This window comes from Micromonospora sp. WMMC241, from assembly GCF_027460165.1.
GTDB lineage: Bacteria > Actinomycetota > Actinomycetes > Mycobacteriales > Micromonosporaceae > Micromonospora > Micromonospora humi.
This window is the reverse complement of the sequence record NZ_JAPZBF010000002.1, coordinates 1-16,559: the sequence shown is the minus strand read 5'-3', so window position 1 is coordinate 16,559 and position 16,559 is coordinate 1. Positions and strand designations below refer to the sequence as shown.

Here is a 16,559-nt window from a genome sequence, read left to right as displayed (position 1 = left end):
GCAAGTTGCACGCGTAGCTATCGCACGTGACCGTTCGGTCAGCAAGATCGCGGCTGATGTGTGCCGGTCGTGTCCGGGTCTGGGCCGGTTACGCGAGAGTCACTTCCCACCATCTGAAGATCACGCAGGTGGTGTCGGGTTCGGGACTCGGCGTGCGCGTCGCCTACGACGGCCAGCGGTAGCGCACCTCGTGCCGGTGCCCGGCCTTCACCATGAGCTGGCACTCCACCGGCCGCCCCGACGCGGCGACCGCCACGCGGAACGTTCGCAGCACCGGCACCTCCGTCGGCAGTTCCAACGCCACGAACTCCTCGGACGTCGGCGGGCGGGTGGAGATGACGTCCTCGAAGCGGGCCGGCTCCACGCCCAGCTCGGCGAGCACCGCCGGGCTACCGCCCTTGATGAGCCGCTTCTGAGTGAGGGCGGTCCCGGCGGCCAGGTCGAGCGGGTAGAAGGTGCACACCAGCTCGACGGGTTCGTCGTCGATGGTGCCGACCATCTGCCGGCGCAGCACCGGCGCGCCGGGGTCGAGGTTGAACGCGGCGGCGACCTGCACGGGGGCGGGCACCTCGCCGACGTCGAGTAGTCGGTAGGCGCCGCGGCGTCCGTGTTCGGCGGCGGCGGTGATCCAGGCGTAGGGCTCGCCGGGGCTGTAGGGGCGGGCGTAGTCGGCGGGGGTGATGGTCTGCTGCTGGGTGGCGCGGACGAACACACCGATGCCGGGTCGGCCCTCGAGGTAGCCCTCGGCCTTGAGGATGTTCAGCGCGTTCTGGATGGTGGCGCTGACGGTTTTGTAGGTGGCCATGAGGTCGGCCGTGGAGGGTAGCCGCTGACCGGGCTGGTGCTCGCCGGCCATGATGTCGGCGCGCAGCTCGGCGGCGATCTGCTGGCTGCGGGGGCGGGGGTCGCGGGGCGGGGGCATGGTCAGCCTGCCTTGCGGACGTAGCGGATGTGCCGGCCGGCGCGCATGACGTTGATGTCGACCTGGTAGGGCTGGCCGGTGTGGTCGAGCAGGATGCGGGTGAGCACCAGCACGGGCTCGGGGTCGGTCAGGCGGAGGTTGCGCCCCTGGAGCACCACCTGTTCGAAGGGGGTCGACATCCTCGCGGTGACGTCTTCGCGGACCTCGCTGGGTGTGTATCCGATCTCGGCCAGGAAGCGCGCGGCGCCGCCTGGGATCTTCTCGCGCTGGGCGAGGATGGTCGCTTCGGCGATGGCTGCCGGCCAGTAGGAGGCGGCGATCTCGACGGGTTCGCCGTCGGCGAGGATCACGCGGCGACGCATCACTACGGCCGGGTGCTCGGCTTCGAGGGCGAGGTGGGCGGCGATCTCGGCGGTCGCGTAGGTGGTGTTGGCGTCGAGGATGCGCTGACTTCCCTGCTGGCCGGCTTCTGCGGCTTCGGCTGCCCAGGCGTCGCCGGTGGTCGGGTTGAGGTACTGGTCGGAGGTGGTCGTCCACCTCGGCTGTCCCATGATCCGGCGCTCCTTCGGCTGGGCTGATCTTTCGCTGAACCTTACTGCCTGATCGTGCAAGTTCTTCGGCAACTCGCACTGTACACAGGCTTGCTGTCTTACGCAGTAGGGCAGTATGGTCGCTCTCATGGACTTCAAGGCCGACATCGACAGGGGAGGTGGGCGCTGATGCTGCGTCTGATCCGCTCCCGGACTCTCGCTGACCTTCAGGCCGCCGTCTTCGAGTTGCAGGACCGGCTCGCCGCCGTCGACCCGCATGCCGTCGCCAACTGCCCTGCGTTCGGCTGCGTCGGCTGCGGCGCGTGGATGGCGGACGTGGTCACGGCGCCGTCGGCGGGCTCCCCGATCGGGGAGAGCTTCTGCTGGCGGTGTGTCCGCCGCCGCGGCATCACCGGCTACCAGGTGCTGCCGGGCCGCGAGCCGCAGGGCGGTCGGTGACGGTCATGGGCATCCCCGACTGGAGCACCATCGCCGACCAGGCCCAGGCGTACGCGCCGCACATCGCGGCCGGCGCCGGAGCCGTCGGCATGCTGCTGGCCGCCTACGCCATCCGCCGGTTCACCAAGACCCGGGAGCACGACGACCTCGCCGCGAACCTCGGCGTCGTCCTGTTCGGCGTGGTCACCACCGAGGGCATGTGGGAGGTCGTCCACCACAAGCTCGGCGTCAACATCGGCCTGACCATCGCGATGTTCGCCGCGTTCGACGTGGTCATCTACTCGCAGGGCCGGATGGCGATCCGGAAGCTGACTGCCAACCCGAAGGCTCGGGTTGGCACCTACCTGGCGATCATCTGGGCGTTGTCGATCGCCGCCGCCCTGACCGTGTCCACCGCCGGCGGGAACCTGACCACCCAGTTGTTCCGGTTCTTCTCCCCGATGGTCGCGGCGGCGCTGTGGACGCAGAAGGTGCTGGAGCTGCGCAGCGGCACGACGGAGCGGGCGGACTCGAACTGGATCTGGACGCCGGACCGGCTGCTGGTGCGGTGGGGGCTGAAGAAGCCCGGCGCCGTGGACGACCTGTCGCAGGTGTTCGCGACCCGGCGCATCGCCGCGCTGGTCGACGCAGGGCTGGAGTTGCACGCCCAGCAGCAGGCCGGCGCGGCGAGGACCGAGTCCGCCGAGCCGGGCAAGCGGTCGTGGCGGCGCCGGGAGGACCCGCTGGTTGTGGCGCGGCGTCGGGTGCAGCGGCTGACGAAGGCGGCTACGCCGGAGGACATGGCGGCTGCGCGCAAGCAGTTGCGGTTGATCCTCAACGCGGAGACCGAGCTGTTCCGCGATGACTCGCAGCCGTCGGAGCGTGAGCGGGCGTTGATGGACGAGCTGCGTCTGGTGATGCGGCAGGCCACCACGAACCTCCGCGCCGACGGGATCCGCGCGTTCAAGGCGGACCAGTCCGGGGAGCCGATGTGGTCCAACGGAATGGTCCAGATGCGGTCCAGTGTCGCGGACCAGATCCGGACTAGCCGGGTGGACCAGCCGTTGGACCGCCCTGTGGTCCAGTCGCGGACCAGCGAGGTGGACCAGTCGCGGACCATCCCTGCTCCGGTGGACCAGCCTGTCATCAGCGGGTCTGTGCCTGCCGAGCGGACCAGTCCGGAGGCGCGGACCACGGTCCGGGTGGACCGGGCGAAGCCGGTGAGTCCGGCCGCTGGCGGGGAGATCGCGCCCCGTATCCGGGACATGGTCCGGGAGCTGAAGAAGGCGTACCGGGGTGACATCCCGGGCCGGCGGACGGTCATGGACCGGATGGGTTGGACCAGCGCTGGTGACGCCCAGACCGCCATCAACTTGGTCCGCGCCGAGCGGTCCAAGAAGTAGACCGCGGTGCCCGGTCCTACCTCCTACAGCCGGGCCGGGCACCGCACCCCTCCCAGAAGGAAGGAACCCTGATCATGACGGACATCGTCCTGGCCCGCGAGTACCGGGCCGCCGAGCAGCCGGCCGGCGAGATCGTGCTGGTCACGGCCCCGGCGCACGTGCACACGCGGTGGCCGAGCCCGGCGCAGATGACCGCGAACGGCGCGGTCACGGCGATGGCGCTGCTCGGCGCCGGGCTGGTGGCGGGTGGTTTCACCGGCCGGGTCGCCGTGGATTCGCCGGTGACGTACGGCGCGATGGTGGTGCTGTTCGTGCTGGCGTTGGTGGCGCTGCGGGCGCGGCGTCGGGCTGAGGGCGGCCAGCCGTGACCGTGACGGTGGGTAAGTCTGAAGTCTGCACTGCAGAGTCCGCGCCGGGGCTGTCTGAGCGTGAGATCGGCTCTGGGCGGCCGGAAAGTCTGCACTCTGCAATCACGGACGGTGAGCGTCGCCCGTGGTCGTCGGCGGACTGGCTGGCCAAGTTCGGCCGCCACTGCACCGTCCCGGAGCTGCTGACCGAACGCCGGCCGGCGGTGGACACGATGCGCGAGTACGCGCTGCGGGGCCGCTACACCAGCCAGCTCCACGGGGCGGTCCGCGCGCTGGGCATCGCCTGGTGCCGCGGGGTCGCGATTCCCGGTCTGGTGCTGGCGCGGCTCGGCGAGCACCTGACCGAGCGGCCCGCCCGTTTCCTGCTGGTCGCCGCCACCGTCAAGGCGCTCAGCTTCCTGCCCCCGGTCGCCTGGCTGGTCGACCACGTCATCCACCCCGGCGCCGACCTGGCGCTGCGGGTGTTCCTGTGAGAGGAGATCCCCTCGTGTCGAAGAACAAGACGGTGAAGAAGATCCAGTCGAAGGGGGTGAGAACCCTCGCCTGGCTGACCCTCGGTGTCGCGTCGATCGGCGGCACGGCCGCCGCCGGCACGTTCATCGGTGACTGGATCAACAACGTGTTCGGCTGGCTCCCCTGGGAGTGGATGGCACCGCTGATCCTGGCGATCCTGTTCATCACCACGGTCATCGACCTGCTCATCGACCTGCTGCCGAACAAGGCGGCGGTCTACTCGGTGATCGCGATGCCGTCCGTGGCGAAGGCGGCGCCGGGCAAGTTCGGCGACACCGTCGGCGGCTGGTTCGACGCGCTGATGGACTGGGTCAACTCCACGCTCATCCAGTGGCTGGGCACGGACAGCGCGGTGGGCCTGGCGGTGGCGTGCATCGTCGCCGCGGTGCTGATGGCCCGCCGGGTCATCAAGAAGTCCGCCGGCGCGACCGCGGAGGCGTGACGTGGAGATCGTGCTGCTGTGGTGCTTCGTGCTCGCCTGGATGGCGAAGCGCGGCGCCGAGGATCTGGTGCACGCGGTGAAGGGCACCCCGAACCCGCGGTACGAGCTGCGCAAGCAGCGTGCCCGGGGGGCGGGTGCCCGGCCGGCGGCGCAGCCCCGGTACGGGACGCGGGAGTGGTTCGGCGACCTGTACTCGGATGCGCTGGTGGCGCACACGGAGCGGCGGCGGAAGTCGGCGGCGGCGAAGGCGCAGCCGATCGACGACCTGGCCGAGGCGGTCCGGGAGCCGCAGCCGGCCCGGGCTCCGGTCTTCCCGTCCCGGCCGGTCGGCGACATCGGCGACGAGGACTGGTGCGAGAAGCACCAGATGCCGCGGATGCGGCAGGGCGTCTGGGAGAACGGTCCGCGTAGCCGGTTCTGCCCGTGCGCGCCCCGGGTCGAGTTTCAGCCGCCGGAGACGCCGGAGGACGAGGGCTTGGACCTGCGGATCGCGGAGGCGAAGAAGCAGATCGCGGAGGCGAAGAAGCAGGAGGAGGAGGCGATGCGATGCCCCGACTGCGGGGCCCCGAACCCGTTCGGCACGCCCTGCCAGCAGCACAACCCCTCTTCCGGCGACGACTCCCCGACCGCCCGTATCTACCTGTTCCCCACCATCAACCAGTTGAAGGAGATCGACATGAGCAACGAGGCCAACGGTCTGACCCACGCGATCGCGTACGCCAACGTCGCGACGAACGCCCACCAGTCGTTCGCCGCCGGCGGCGCCGAGACGTACGTCGCGGCGCTGGAGAACGGCGGCATGAAGGGCGAGGCGCTGTCGTCCGCCCGGGAGGCCATGGAGGCGTCGGGGACCGCCGCCGAGAAGTGGGCGGCGCACCGGGCGAAGCTGGAGGACCAGATGACGGTGAAGGACGCCTACCTGGCGCAGCCGGACGCGGCGGACAAGGACTACCTGCTCCGCGGCTGACCCGGCCAGCTTCCGTGGGGCGCAGGCCGCAGGGTCTGCGCCTCCGCAGTGGAAGGCCGGAGCACCAAACCGGAGGTAGATCGATGGACAGCACGAGTCAGCCGACCCAAGGTGGTCCGCGCCCGCACGCGGTGCCGCACGTCGCCGTGGGCGCGCTGGTGGTGGCCGCCGCGGCGTGCCAGGTCGCCGTGCACTACGCCGGCGACGAGCAGGTCGTGGCCACGTGGGTGGCCGGTACGGCGTTCGTCATCGGCGTGGTCGCGGCTACGAGGGTGCGGCGTCGGGTGCTGGACAAGAAGGCCCGCCGCCGCGCGCTGCAGTTCATCGCCGTCGCCGGCGGGTGGCTGACCACGGTCACCCTCACCGGCCTGTCGTGGGGTGCGGTGGGTGTGCTGATGGCGGTCGGGTACGCGCTGTCGATGCACTGGTGGCGGCAGCACCCGGTCGGACTGATCCAGCCGAAGGTGTCCCGGTCGGAGTACCAGCGTCTGTGGGCGGAGAACGTCGGCTGCTCCGACGGGGTGCTCGCCGGATCCCGGCTCAGCAACCCGGAGCAGATCGCCGCCGGAATCCGCTACGCGCTGCGGCTGCGACCCGGCAAGCAGCACGTCGGGATGGTCGTCGACAAGATGAAGACCGTCCGCGGCGGCCTCAAGCTGCGGCCCGACCAGCAGCTCATCGTCGAGGCCCACCCGACGGAGCCGGAGCCCACCGCGCTGCTGACCATCGTCACGAACTCCCCCGTCAAGGCCGGCGTGCTGTGGCCGGGCCCGTCGGCGTTCGACCCGGAGACCGGCCGGGTGCAACTCGGCCCGTACGCCGACGGTGAGGGCACCGCCACCTGGCGGGCGTACACCGACAACCGGCTGTGGGGCGGGTTCATCCAGGGCGGCACCGGGTCAGGCAAGTCCCGGCTCATCGACTCGCTGGCCATGTCGCTGGCGGCCAGCACCACTCACCCGACGGTCATCTTCTACGCCGACGGGCAGGGCGGCGCGTCGTCGCCGCTGCTCATGCGCCACGCAGACCTGTTCGCGGGCACGTTCGAGCGGATCTTCGCCATGGTCGAGGCCATGCACATGGTGATGCTGCTGCGGCAGCGGGAGAACGTCGAGCACGGCTGGGAGGGGTTCACGCCGACGGCGGACCGGCCCGGCCTGCTTGGGATCATCGACGAGTGCCACAAGCCGCTGCTGGAGGCGGAGAACCCGGAGTACTGGAAGCGCACGCAGCAGCTTGCCGCCACCATCAGCCGGGAGGGCGGCAAGGTCGGTGTGGCGCTGATCCTGGCCAGCCAGGAGCCGACGCTGAACGCGTTCGGCGGTGCCGGGTCGCGGTATTGCGAGGCGCTGCGGTCGAGCCTGCTCACCGGCAACGGCATCATGCTGGCCGGCGATGACCCGAACGCGCGGGTCATCTTCGGGGTGAAGGAGAACCCGAAGGAGTTCCCGGTGGGTGGCGGGTACGGGCTGGTGGCGAAGCCGGCCCCGGGTGCCCGGCAGGCCCTGTTCCGTAGCACGTACCTCGACGACCAGGCCAAGGCGAAGTGGCCGGGCCGGTTCGTGTGGCGGTCGTTCGACGGGACGTCGGCGGGTGCGGCGATGAAGGGCTACGGCGAGCGGGAGCGGACGTTCGCGGATCGGAAGGCGGTGAAGGACGGTATGCCGGTGGGCTTCGTGGGTCTCGCGCAGCCGGTCCCGGCTCAGCGCCAGCCGGAGCCTCAGCCGGCCACCGGTGGGGACGGTGCGGCGTTGGAGGCGTTCGGGGCTGTGGCGTTCCCGCCGGCGTGGCCTGCGTTCGTGGCGTCGATGCAGGCTGAGGCCCGCAAGGAGTTGGGCCCGTCGCACGCGAAGGTGCTCGACGCCATCGCGGCCGGGCACACGAGCCCGGCGCGGATCGCCGACCACATCGGGCTGGGCGTGCGGCAGGTGCACAACCTGCTCGGCACCCTCGTCGAGGCGGGCCGGGTTCGGGGCGGTGGCCGCCAGTACGAGGTGGCCGCCTGACCCCGGGCGCGCAGAAGCGGCCCCCCTCACCTGCCCGAATCGGGCAAGCGAGGGGGGCCGCAGTCTGTGCAGCGTGCGGTGGGTCAGTCCGAGACGGTCGGGGTCTTCGAGCCGATGCCGTTGTCCGACACGGCCGGCGCCACCGCCACACCGGCGGCGGTCAGGCCGGCGAGGACGAGGACGATCCACTCCCCGGAGTCCAGCCCACCCAGCACCGTGGTGGCCAGGGCCTGGAGGACGGCGAGGACGACCGCGACGGCGGTCTTACCCCACCGGTACTGGGGGGCGATGGGGACGAGGTACACGCCGGCGGCGGTCGCGGCGGCGATGCCGACTTGGACGAGTTCTTCCGAGTCGATGTGGTTGTCGCCGCCGAGGGCGGCGTACAGGGCGACGAGGACGGCGCCGAGCAGCGACGCGAGGGCCTTGCCGTAGCGATCCATGGGGGTCTCCTACAGTGAGGTTGTGGCTGGGTTTTCGCAGCTCCGCGAGGCGGGCTGGCTGTATGGCGCGGATCCGACGTTGCCGCTGGCGCTGGTCAGGCTGTTCGAGCACGTGGACGGCAGCGGCCGGTGGGAGGTGCGGTTGAACTCGCCCGCGTCGGAGCCTTCGCAGGTGGCCGTGTTCGACGGCGAGGGCCCGGCGCGGGCGGAGGTGGCGCGGATCTACGCCGACGGCGCTCAGGACGGGACGTGGCGGGTACGCCAACCCGACGCGTACTAGCCCTGCTCCCGGCCCGCGCCGACGGGTTCGCCGGTGACCATCTTCCGCAGCGCCTCCACCTTCGCGTCCGGGTGCAGGATCGCCGCCCGCCACCGGCGCAACGTCGCCGTCAACCCCGACACCGAGTCGGACAACTCGACCATGTTGTCGCGGGTCGTCTTCACCTCCGCCTCCAGCTCATGCACCCGCACCTTCAACGGCTCCAGCAGCGTCAACGCCGTATCGGTCAGAACGTCGGCCGCCTCCGCGCGGATCTTCTTCCGAGACGCCAGCACCGCCAGACCACCCGCGGCGCCGACCGCCCCGCCGAGCGCACCCACCACCGTCGTCGCCGTCTCCACCCAGCTCATGGCCGCTCCCGTTCCACCAGCAGCGACACGTCCGCCACCTGGCCGGCTTCGACCGCGATGGTGACCCGCCGCAGGTCCAACCCGATCTGCGCCACCCGCCACCACGACGCGACCGCCGTGGACGCCACGAACGCCCCCGCGGCGATGGCCGCGCTGCCGCTGACCGCGTACAAGGCGATGGCGTACATGGTGGTGACGGTGCCGAGGGCGGCGACGCCGCACAGTTCCACGCCCAGGGACGCGGCGAGCCGGTTACCGGGCATGCTGACACCGGTGAGGCCGATGACCCCGGCGAGGATCAGCCCGACCTCCCAGACGGCTTGGACGCTGGTGGGCATGCCGGCGGTCACGGACGCGGGTCGGGTGCCGGTGGCGAGCAGCGTCAACCCGGACAGCAGCGCGGCGAGGAGCACGGCCACCTCGAACGGCTGCCGGCCGCGGCCGATCGTGACTGGGCGCACTACGAGGCCAGGCGGGCGGCCAGCTCGTCGGCGACCTGCTTCGCGAGGCCCTTCGGAATGGCCGCGGCGATGGCCTCCGGGGACAGGCCGGCGAGGACACCGGCGATGATGGCCGGCTCGTCGACGAGGTCCCGGCCGACGGCCGCGGCCAGTTCGGCGCGGGCCTTGCCGATGTCCCGGACGGCCATACGGCCGCCCTTCAGGTGGTCCGCGACCGTGAACGTGCCGAGGGTGGGCGACGGCAGCTCCCGGTTGAGCAGCTCGTCCACGATCTCCTTGGCGGTAGGCATGTCCTCGTCCTCTCCGATCGGCCAGTCCGCCGGGTCATCCGCGGCGGCGGTGTGCACGGTGCTCACGTGGATGTGCGTGTCGTGAGGGTCCGAGCCCCGGTAGGTGGACCACTCCCAGCCGTAGTTCGGGCCGGTGATCCGCGCGTTGGAGATGATGTAGCCGATCCGCCGGTCCCGGCTCAGCCGCAGCTGCTCGGCTATCCGGTGGGAGTCGAGGCCCAGGCCTGGGGCGTGCGGGAAGTCCCGGGCGCACACCACCGCCGTCTGGCCGAGCGCCGAGTAGAAGTGCGGGTAGTGGTCCGACGTCGACGAGTGCGCGCCGTCAGCGATCGCCCCCCACGACGCCGGGTCGGTGGCCGGCGGCACCGCCCTCGGGTGGGCGGCGCGGATCTGCTCGTTGAGCCGGTCCAGCGACCGGACGGTCCGCCAGTTCTGCCCCTTGCTCCACACCGTGGCCGCCTCCTGTGCGATCAGGTCACGCAGCACGGCCTGCTCAGCCGGCCGCTTGGTCAGGTCACCGACGGCGGCGCCCTCGTCGGCGTGGAAGTGCGCCCACACCTGGCAGCCGGCGTCGCGGGCCACCGAGTGCGCCTGCCGGTACCAGGCGGCGGCCAGCGACCCGGTCGGGTCGAGGTCGACGGAGAAGCCGTTCGCGCGCAGGATCCGCGGGTGGTCGATCTCGGCGATGCCCCACACCCGGCCGATCTGGGCGGCGATGTCGATGGGCACCCGCATGGCGGCGGCCGGGTCCTCGTAGACGCGCGGTTTCCACGGGTTCGGCTCTCCCGCCATGAACGGGTACCAGTCGAACAGCAGCAGGTCCACGGCGTCGGCCTCGTGCTCCGGCCACCACAGCGCCCAGGTGCCGCCCTTGCGGATCCACTGCAACGTCCAGCAGGTGGCCAGCCGCAACCGGCCCTCGGCGCGGGCCGGGTGGTCGGCGAGCTGCTGGCGGGTGAGGGTCCACGACGCCCGGTACTGGGCAGGGGTGGGGTCCCCTCCGGTCTGCTGCTCGGGCTCGTGGTGGGTGATGAGGTCAACGGTGACGTCGGGCCGGTACTTCAGCCACGCCTCGACGAACGGGCGCCGGTCGACCTGGGCGTCCTTGAAGGAGACGACGAGGCGACAGCCGAACGGTAGGGCGGACAGGCGCTGCCGGCCGGTCCGGGTGATGTCGGTCCACGCGCTGGCGGGCAGGCCCTCGCCGGGGGCGAAGAACACCCGGACCGCGGTGGTGTCCTGGTAGAGCTGGGCCATCTCGCCGATGCCTCTGTTCCCGGGGCACCAGCCGGTGGGCATCATCGGTGCACCAGGCACTTCGGGTCGGCCTCGATCGTGCGGAACGCGCTGTACGTGGAGTGCCAGCCGATCGCGAACATGCCGTTGGCCGGCTGCCAGCCCTGGTACGCCCTGGTCGCGTTGCGGGCCCGGTTGGTGACCTGCGCGTTCGCGGCGTAGTCCCACCACCAGTCGACCTTCGACAGCCGGGCGTCGGACCAGTACATGGGCAGCACGTAGTAGCGGCGGTCCCACCAGCGCACCGGATCCTCGGTGCCGAGCTGGCGGACGGCCTGCCCGGCGGCCAGGTGGTCGGCGTGGTTGTCGACGGTGTGCGACGGCGCCCACAGTCCGACGTCCGCGCCGATGTCGGTCGCGCACGCCACGATCGCCGCCTTCGCGCTGGCCACGGTCACGCCTTCGTTGGGCAGGCCCGCCTCGTGGATGTGGTCCGCCGGGACACCGAGCGCCCCGGCCGCGGCCGTGATCTCCCGACGCCGCGCCTCCCCGAACGTCGCCTCGGTCAGCGGCGCGTAGCCCTCCACCTGCGGGTTGTGGGTGACACCCCACCAGCCCATCGTCCCGGTCCCGTTGAGGCCGTCCATCACCGCCGACTTCTCCCCGCGGGTGAGCAGCAGCAGGTGCACGTCCCGGCCCGCCGCCACATGCTCGGCGATGACCACACCGGCGGCGAGGGTCTCGTCGTCCGGGTGCGGGATCACGAACAGGGCCGGGCGGCCGGTCGCCGCCTGGGCGGCGCCCGCCGTACCGACGGCGGCGGACACACCAGCGGCGGCAGCAGCGGCGAGCAGGGCACGACGACGCACAGCATCCTCCCCAGGACAGGGCAAGCAGATGAGAAGAGAGCGCCCGTCAGAGGGCGATGACGGTCAACCGGCGGTCCGAGAAGCTGCCGGTGCCACCGTTGGTGTGGTACTGGAGCTTGAAGGTGTTGCTGCCCGGGGTCAGGCCACCCTCGAACATGACCTGACCCGACCGGGCCTCCTGGTTCGCCGAGTCCGACTGGAAGCGCAGCGCCGACGCGTCCTGCGCCGACCTGCTCGACGCCCCCGACACCGTGTAGTCCACGTACGTCTTCGCGTTCGCGGTCGAGTTGGACATCAGCGCGGACCACAGCAGGATCGCCGCCGACCCGGTCGTCACCGTCACCGTCGGTCCCGGCGTCGTCAGGTCCACGAAACTCGTCGACCCGGTCGTCTGCGTCGTCGCGATCGCCGACGACACCACGTCCCGCTCCGCGACGCTGTTCAACCCGGTCGTCACGATCAGCCGACCCGCCTGCGTGGCCTTCGCCGGCGCCGTCTCGTTCAGGTCGTCGCGCAGCAGGTTGAGCTGCGCAGCCGTCAGCACACTGCCGTCGGTGAAGGTTGGAGGCGACGTCCACGCCATGTCAGATCACTCCCGATTCGAGCGCCAGCCGGGCCGCACCCGACACCTGGAAACCGCCCCCCAGCGCGTCCGCGTCCGGGAGGATGCCGTGCACGAGGTTCTCCACCAGCAGGTCGTGCACGGTCTCCGGCGGCGCCCAGTTCCGGTTCGCCGGCACCGGACGGCTCGCGAGGACCCGGCTGATGTCGTCCACGTCCGCCGGCCACACCACCTCGCAGACGAGCAGGCAGTGGGCGCAGCGGAACCGGCCACCGGTCAGTCCGCCGACGTGCCCGGTCACCGCGTCGCGGCCGTGGTGTTCGGCGTTCACGCAGCCCGGCCGGGGGCAGTCGGCGATCCACCGACCCCAGTGCACCCTCGCCACCGCCTGCAGCATCGTCGTCGTCATCAGTGCCCCAGAAGGTTCGCGCCGAGGACCCCCGCACCGACGATGAACACCGCCGCCGGGTCGTCCAGACCTGTCGTACCGAGCCGACCCGTGCCCAACTTCCCGCGGATCGTGTCGCCGAGGACCAGCACACCGGCCGGCTGAGCGGGGATCCGCTCCACCCCGAACGCCGTCACATGGTCGGCGCCGGACACGGAGTGCTCAATGCGCTCCACCCAGCAGTCCGCGTCCAGACCGGTCCCGCCGTCGATCACCCGGACCCGGTCGGACAGGTCCCGGGCCAACTGCTGCCGCAGCCGCGCCGGCACGCCACCGCGGAACGTGACCGTCATCGTCGGCTGCCGGCGAGCCCGACCCGCGAGGATCACGTCCGCGATCGCCGTCGCGTCGGGCAGCGACGCCAGCGTCGGCGCCCGATCCGACGGCCACGACTGCCGACCCACCTCGGCGATGCTCGACGGGTCCTCGGCGTGCACCTCCACCGTCGTCTGCACCGGCACCGGGTACGCCCGCACGGCCATCCCGTCGAGCTGCACCGGCCCGCCCACCGCCGTCACCAGCACGGTCACCGACTGGCCCGACGTCCGCGACAGCGCGGTGGTGACCGCACCGGACACCAGCTGGAAGTCGACGCCGGCGACCGGCGGTACCGCGCCGAAGAACGGGTCACCCGACTGCGCGGTCAACGCGATCGTCTCCCCGTCGACCAGCGACCGAGGGCCGGTCATCTGCCACACCGTGGCCATCTGCCCCGACGGCACCCGCACCGCCACCGGGTAGGTGACGTCGTTGACGATGTCCGCCCAGCCCGCCTGGTAGGAGGCGGGCGCCGAGTAGCACGGCTCGATGCCCGTGGACCGCCACGTCGCCTGCACCGTGGTCGACCGGGCCCGGACCAGCCGGTGGTGCCGGTCGCGGAACACGAGCCGGCCGTCGATGTCGACAGCGGCCAGCGACCCGGGGCCCTCCGCGTCGAGGATCGCCTGCAGCGCGGTGAACGCATCCGTGCCGTCGGCCCACCACCACGGCATGACGGTGCCGCCCACGTCGAGGTCCCGGCGCCCGGCGGGCCAGCCGGCGGCGTCGAGGAGCAGGCCGACGGCCTGACCGGTCCGCAACCCCTGGTAGAGGGGCGTGGACACCTGAACGCGCCGCAGCCTCGACAGGCCGTCGAGGACGCTCACCTGCACCGACCGCTGCTCGATCGCGGGCAGCAGTTCGATGTCGTCGACCACGCCGCGCATCAGCCCGTACGTCACCCCGCCGTAGGTGGCGCGGATCCGCACCTCCCGACCCGGCCGAACCTTCCCGGCCAGCGGAGACGCCGTGTTGTCGGGCAGGTAGTCACGGGAGAAGTTGTTCAGCTCGAACTGGCCCCGGCCGCCGGCGAGCGGCGCGAACGCCCGGGCCTGCTCCCGCCCGTACTGGGCGGTCAGCGGGGTGCCCCGGTCGAACACCCGGGCGGTGACGTCGTCACCGGCGGCGGTGAACGTGCCATCGGCGGCCCAGTCGACGGCCACCTCGTAGTCGGCGTTCACGCCCGGCCCTGCCGCTTCAGGGTGTCCAGCGACGCGGCGAGCCAGTTCTCGGTCTCCTGCCGGGAGCCGATGACACCCTGGTTGACGAGGGTCACCTGCACCACGGTGGTGCCGGCGGGTGAGCTGCCGAGGCCGGGGAACACCCGCTCCGGGCCCCGCTCCCCGAACGAGTAGGAGTTGCCGGACCGCAGGCCGTACCCGTAGACCGGCTCCTGGATGACGCCGCCGTTGGCCATCGCGATGTGGATGTGGTTGCGGTGCGCCTCCATCAGCGAGTTGTTGAAGGAGCCCATGTTCCGGCCCCGCGTGTACGCGTAGTCCCGCGAGTTCGTCCGGTGGATCAGCTCCAGGGGCCGCTTGCCCGCCAGGAACGACGCCAGCGCGTTCTGGTTGTAGCCCATCCAGTCCACCGCCCGCCCCGACCCGTGCCAGAGCGGATCACCAGGCCGGTAGGAGTTGCCGAACTCGCCGGACAGCGGGCCGGTGGCGCGGATCATCGCCACGATGCCCCGCCACACCCCCGAGTCACCGCGCTGCGAGCCCGGGCCCGCCGGCCAGTCCCCGAACGCCGGAGTCACCGCCCGAGCCGCCTCGGCCCGCGACGGGATCCGCGTCTTCGCCGCCGTCGCCGGGAACGGCCACCGCACCGCACCGCCGGCCGCATAACCGGCCACCTGCCCGGTCGCGTTCATCTCGTCGAGCAGCCCAGGATGCCGCTGCTCGATCTGCTGCCGGGACTCCTTGCGGATCACGAACTCGTCGGCGTGGACCACACCGGCCGGGGTGTACTTGCTGCCCGGACCGGTCCAGCCACCCGCGTGGTAGTCCTTGCCCTGCACCGGGCCCTGGAAGTTCGCCGGGATCGTGCCCTTCTTCAACGCCTGCTGGTACGTCGACAGCCGCTTCAACCGGTCCAGGGCCATCGGGTAGCCGACCAGCTCCACCGCCGCCTTGTACGAGCCGTCGAACGCGTCCGCCCGGCTCTTCGCGTTCTTGAGCTGCTTGTCCGCCTCGGTCACACCCGGCGCCGACGCGTTGGCCTTGTAGCTGCCGTCGTACTTCTCCGCGTCCGCCTTGGCTTGCCGGAACTGCGCGGCGACGTCGGCGATCTGCCGGTCCGTCAGGTGGGCCGCCTTCAGCGTCGCCCGCAGCGCCGGGCTCACCTTGCCATCGAACGCGTCACCGAGCACCCCGGCCCGGCCCTGCAACTCGATGGCGGCCTCGGCCAGCGCCCGGGTCGCCTCACGCGCCTCAGCGCTGTTACGGCCGTGCTCGCGGGTCGCCTTCGCGGCGGCCTTCTGCGCCTCCGCCAGCTTCTGCTGGGCGTCCGCGAACCCGAACACCGGGTCCGTCTCCGCCTTCATCATCTTCGACAGCGCCGCCAGGGCGTCCCGCTGCCCGTCGACCGCCGCGGTGGCAGCCTCGGTCGCGTTCGCGAATCCGAGGGTCTTCGAGCCCATTGCGTCCGTCGGGGCGATCGCGTCCTTCGTCGCGCCCGCGGCCGTCTCGATCGCCGCCGCGTACTGCGGGAACAGCTTCCGCAGCTCATCCATCGACACGTTCGACTTGGCGGCCTCGGCGGCGAGCCGGTCGAACGCCTGCCGCGCCGCGTCCGCCTTCCCCGACGAGACGAGCTGCGCGAACGCCGCGTCCATCGCCGTCACCCGCTCCCGGGTGCGCGTCAGGCTGGTGTTCGTCGAGTCGAGGCCCGGGACCAGGCCCTCCAGCAGGTCCTGACCCCACCTCACGAACTTCCGCCGGTCGTTGTCGGTGTCGGCCAGGAACTTCAGGCCCACGTTCAGGTCGGCCATGTCCGCGCCGAGGACCCGCGCCGACTCACCGGCCAGCGTGCCGGACTTACCCCACGACTCCAGGCCCGTGGCCATGGCGTCGATCTGCGGGCTCAGATCCCCGACCATCTTGTTGACGACCATGCCGGCGACCTGGAACGCGGCGAACGCCACCGCCGCCCTGCCCGCCCACTTCGACGCCGTCTCCAACCCTCGCGCCGCCCGAGCGCCAGCAGGGCCGGTGGCCTCCAACTCCGCCCGGAACTCCGCGTTCGCCCGGCGGGTCTTCACCCACCCGGCACCGAGCAAGGTCGTCGCACCGCCGAGCGCGGCGAGCACCGTGATGGTGCTGCCCACCGCCGGCGGCATCTGCGACAGCTCCCCGACCACCCCATCGAGGCCCTGCGTCAACACCCGCAGCCCACCGTTGGCCCCGGACGACGACTCGATCGCCAACGTCTCCAGCGAGCCCTTCAGCCGCTCGATGTCACCGGCGAGGTTGTCGGTGCGCATCCGCGCCGTCTCCGCGGCGAACCCGGCATCGTTGGTCTTGTCGATCCACGACTGGATGCCCTCGGCGCCCTGCTCGTACAGCACCGACGCGGCGCGGATCGCATCCGACCCGAACACCACGGAGAGGGTGGCGTTGCGCTGCTCCTGCGTCAGCCCGCCGAGCTTGGTGCGCAGCTCCCCGGCCAGCTTCGTGACGCCGATGAAGTTGCCCTGCATGTCGTAGGCCTCG

General features: G+C 71.7%; 19 protein-coding genes. 8 read left to right on the top strand and 11 right to left on the bottom strand.

Features of this window, described 5'->3' with window-relative positions; translation table 11 throughout:
• Positions 1–163: 163 nt before the first annotated feature.
• Both O7598_RS31140 and O7598_RS31135 read right to left on the bottom strand, forming a co-directional pair.
• Complete coding sequence (locus O7598_RS31140; protein ID WP_269694650.1) at positions 164–922, bottom strand: GntR family transcriptional regulator; 759 nt, start codon at positions 920–922, stop codon at positions 164–166.
• A 2-nt stretch (positions 923–924) separates the two neighbouring features.
• Positions 925–1,545 (bottom strand): UTRA domain-containing protein, encoded by a 621-nt coding sequence (locus O7598_RS31135; protein WP_269694651.1) that lies wholly within the window; start codon positions 1,543–1,545, stop codon positions 925–927.
• A gap of 96 nt (positions 1,546–1,641) precedes the next feature.
• Between O7598_RS31135 and O7598_RS31130 the strand changes: the two genes are divergently transcribed.
• The 7 genes from O7598_RS31130 (at position 1,642) to O7598_RS31100 (ending at position 7,589) form a co-directional block, all read left to right on the top strand.
• Entirely contained in the window at positions 1,642–1,911 is a 270-nt protein-coding gene (locus O7598_RS31130; protein ID WP_269694652.1) for a hypothetical protein, read from the top strand.
• Positions 1,912–1,916: 5 nt separating this feature from the next.
• Positions 1,917–3,293, top strand: a complete 1,377-nt coding sequence (locus O7598_RS31125; protein WP_269694653.1) for a hypothetical protein — start codon at positions 1,917–1,919, stop codon at positions 3,291–3,293.
• A 74-nt stretch (positions 3,294–3,367) separates the two neighbouring features.
• Complete coding sequence (locus O7598_RS31120; RefSeq protein WP_269694654.1) at positions 3,368–3,661, top strand: hypothetical protein; 294 nt, start codon at positions 3,368–3,370, stop codon at positions 3,659–3,661.
• 8 nt (positions 3,662–3,669) lie between these two features.
• Positions 3,670–4,134 carry a hypothetical protein gene (locus O7598_RS31115; protein WP_269694655.1) on the top strand — a complete coding sequence of 155 codons (465 nt, stop codon included), beginning with the start codon at positions 3,670–3,672 and terminating at the stop codon, positions 4,132–4,134.
• Positions 4,135–4,148: 14 nt separating this feature from the next.
• Complete coding sequence (locus tag O7598_RS31110) at positions 4,149–4,616, top strand: hypothetical protein (protein WP_269694656.1); 468 nt, start codon at positions 4,149–4,151, stop codon at positions 4,614–4,616.
• Position 4,617: 1 nt separating this feature from the next.
• On the top strand, positions 4,618–5,583 hold the full coding sequence (locus tag O7598_RS31105) for a hypothetical protein (RefSeq protein ID WP_269694657.1): 966 nt from the start codon (positions 4,618–4,620) through the stop codon (positions 5,581–5,583).
• An 83-nt stretch (positions 5,584–5,666) separates the two neighbouring features.
• Positions 5,667–7,589, top strand: coding sequence for a hypothetical protein (locus O7598_RS31100; protein ID WP_269694659.1), 1,923 nt, complete (start codon positions 5,667–5,669; stop codon positions 7,587–7,589).
• An 83-nt stretch (positions 7,590–7,672) separates the two neighbouring features.
• Here O7598_RS31100 and O7598_RS31095 read toward each other — a convergent pair whose 3' ends face one another.
• Positions 7,673–8,032 carry a hypothetical protein gene (locus O7598_RS31095; protein WP_269694661.1) on the bottom strand — a complete coding sequence of 120 codons (360 nt, stop codon included), beginning with the start codon at positions 8,030–8,032 and terminating at the stop codon, positions 7,673–7,675.
• Positions 8,033–8,054: 22 nt separating this feature from the next.
• On the opposite strand from O7598_RS31095, the gene O7598_RS31090 reads away from it, so the two are divergent.
• The gene (locus O7598_RS31090; protein ID WP_269694662.1) at positions 8,055–8,312 is read left to right on the top strand and encodes a hypothetical protein; all 258 of its coding nucleotides are present in this window, start codon (positions 8,055–8,057) and stop codon (positions 8,310–8,312) included.
• Here the strand turns inward: O7598_RS31090 and O7598_RS31085 are convergent.
• The 8 genes from O7598_RS31085 to O7598_RS31050 all read right to left on the bottom strand — a co-directional run.
• Entirely contained in the window at positions 8,309–8,662 is a 354-nt protein-coding gene (locus O7598_RS31085; RefSeq protein WP_269694663.1) for a hypothetical protein, read from the bottom strand. The genes O7598_RS31090 and O7598_RS31085 overlap by 4 nt on opposite strands.
• Positions 8,659–9,123 (bottom strand): hypothetical protein, encoded by a 465-nt coding sequence (locus O7598_RS31080; RefSeq protein WP_269694664.1) that lies wholly within the window; start codon positions 9,121–9,123, stop codon positions 8,659–8,661. Before O7598_RS31080 ends, O7598_RS31085 begins: the two co-directional genes overlap by 4 nt.
• On the bottom strand, positions 9,123–10,670 hold the full coding sequence (locus O7598_RS31075) for a hypothetical protein (RefSeq protein WP_269694665.1): 1,548 nt from the start codon (positions 10,668–10,670) through the stop codon (positions 9,123–9,125). Before O7598_RS31075 ends, O7598_RS31080 begins: the two co-directional genes overlap by 1 nt.
• Before the next feature lie 41 nt (positions 10,671–10,711).
• The gene (locus O7598_RS31070; protein WP_269694666.1) at positions 10,712–11,518 is read right to left on the bottom strand and encodes a PIG-L family deacetylase; all 807 of its coding nucleotides are present in this window, start codon (positions 11,516–11,518) and stop codon (positions 10,712–10,714) included.
• 46 nt (positions 11,519–11,564) lie between these two features.
• Positions 11,565–12,101 (bottom strand): hypothetical protein, encoded by a 537-nt coding sequence (locus tag O7598_RS31065; protein ID WP_269694667.1) that lies wholly within the window; start codon positions 12,099–12,101, stop codon positions 11,565–11,567.
• Between the two features lies 1 nt (position 12,102).
• Entirely contained in the window at positions 12,103–12,489 is a 387-nt protein-coding gene (locus tag O7598_RS31060; RefSeq protein WP_269694669.1) for a hypothetical protein, read from the bottom strand.
• Positions 12,489–14,027: a hypothetical protein gene (locus O7598_RS31055; protein ID WP_269694670.1), complete on the bottom strand. Its 1,539-nt coding sequence runs from the start codon at positions 14,025–14,027 to the stop codon at positions 12,489–12,491. Before O7598_RS31055 ends, O7598_RS31060 begins: the two co-directional genes overlap by 1 nt.
• Positions 14,024–16,559 (bottom strand): hypothetical protein (locus O7598_RS31050; RefSeq protein ID WP_269695060.1); only part of this gene is annotated, 2,536 nt, incomplete at its 5' end. The genes O7598_RS31050 and O7598_RS31055, both read right to left, overlap by 4 nt.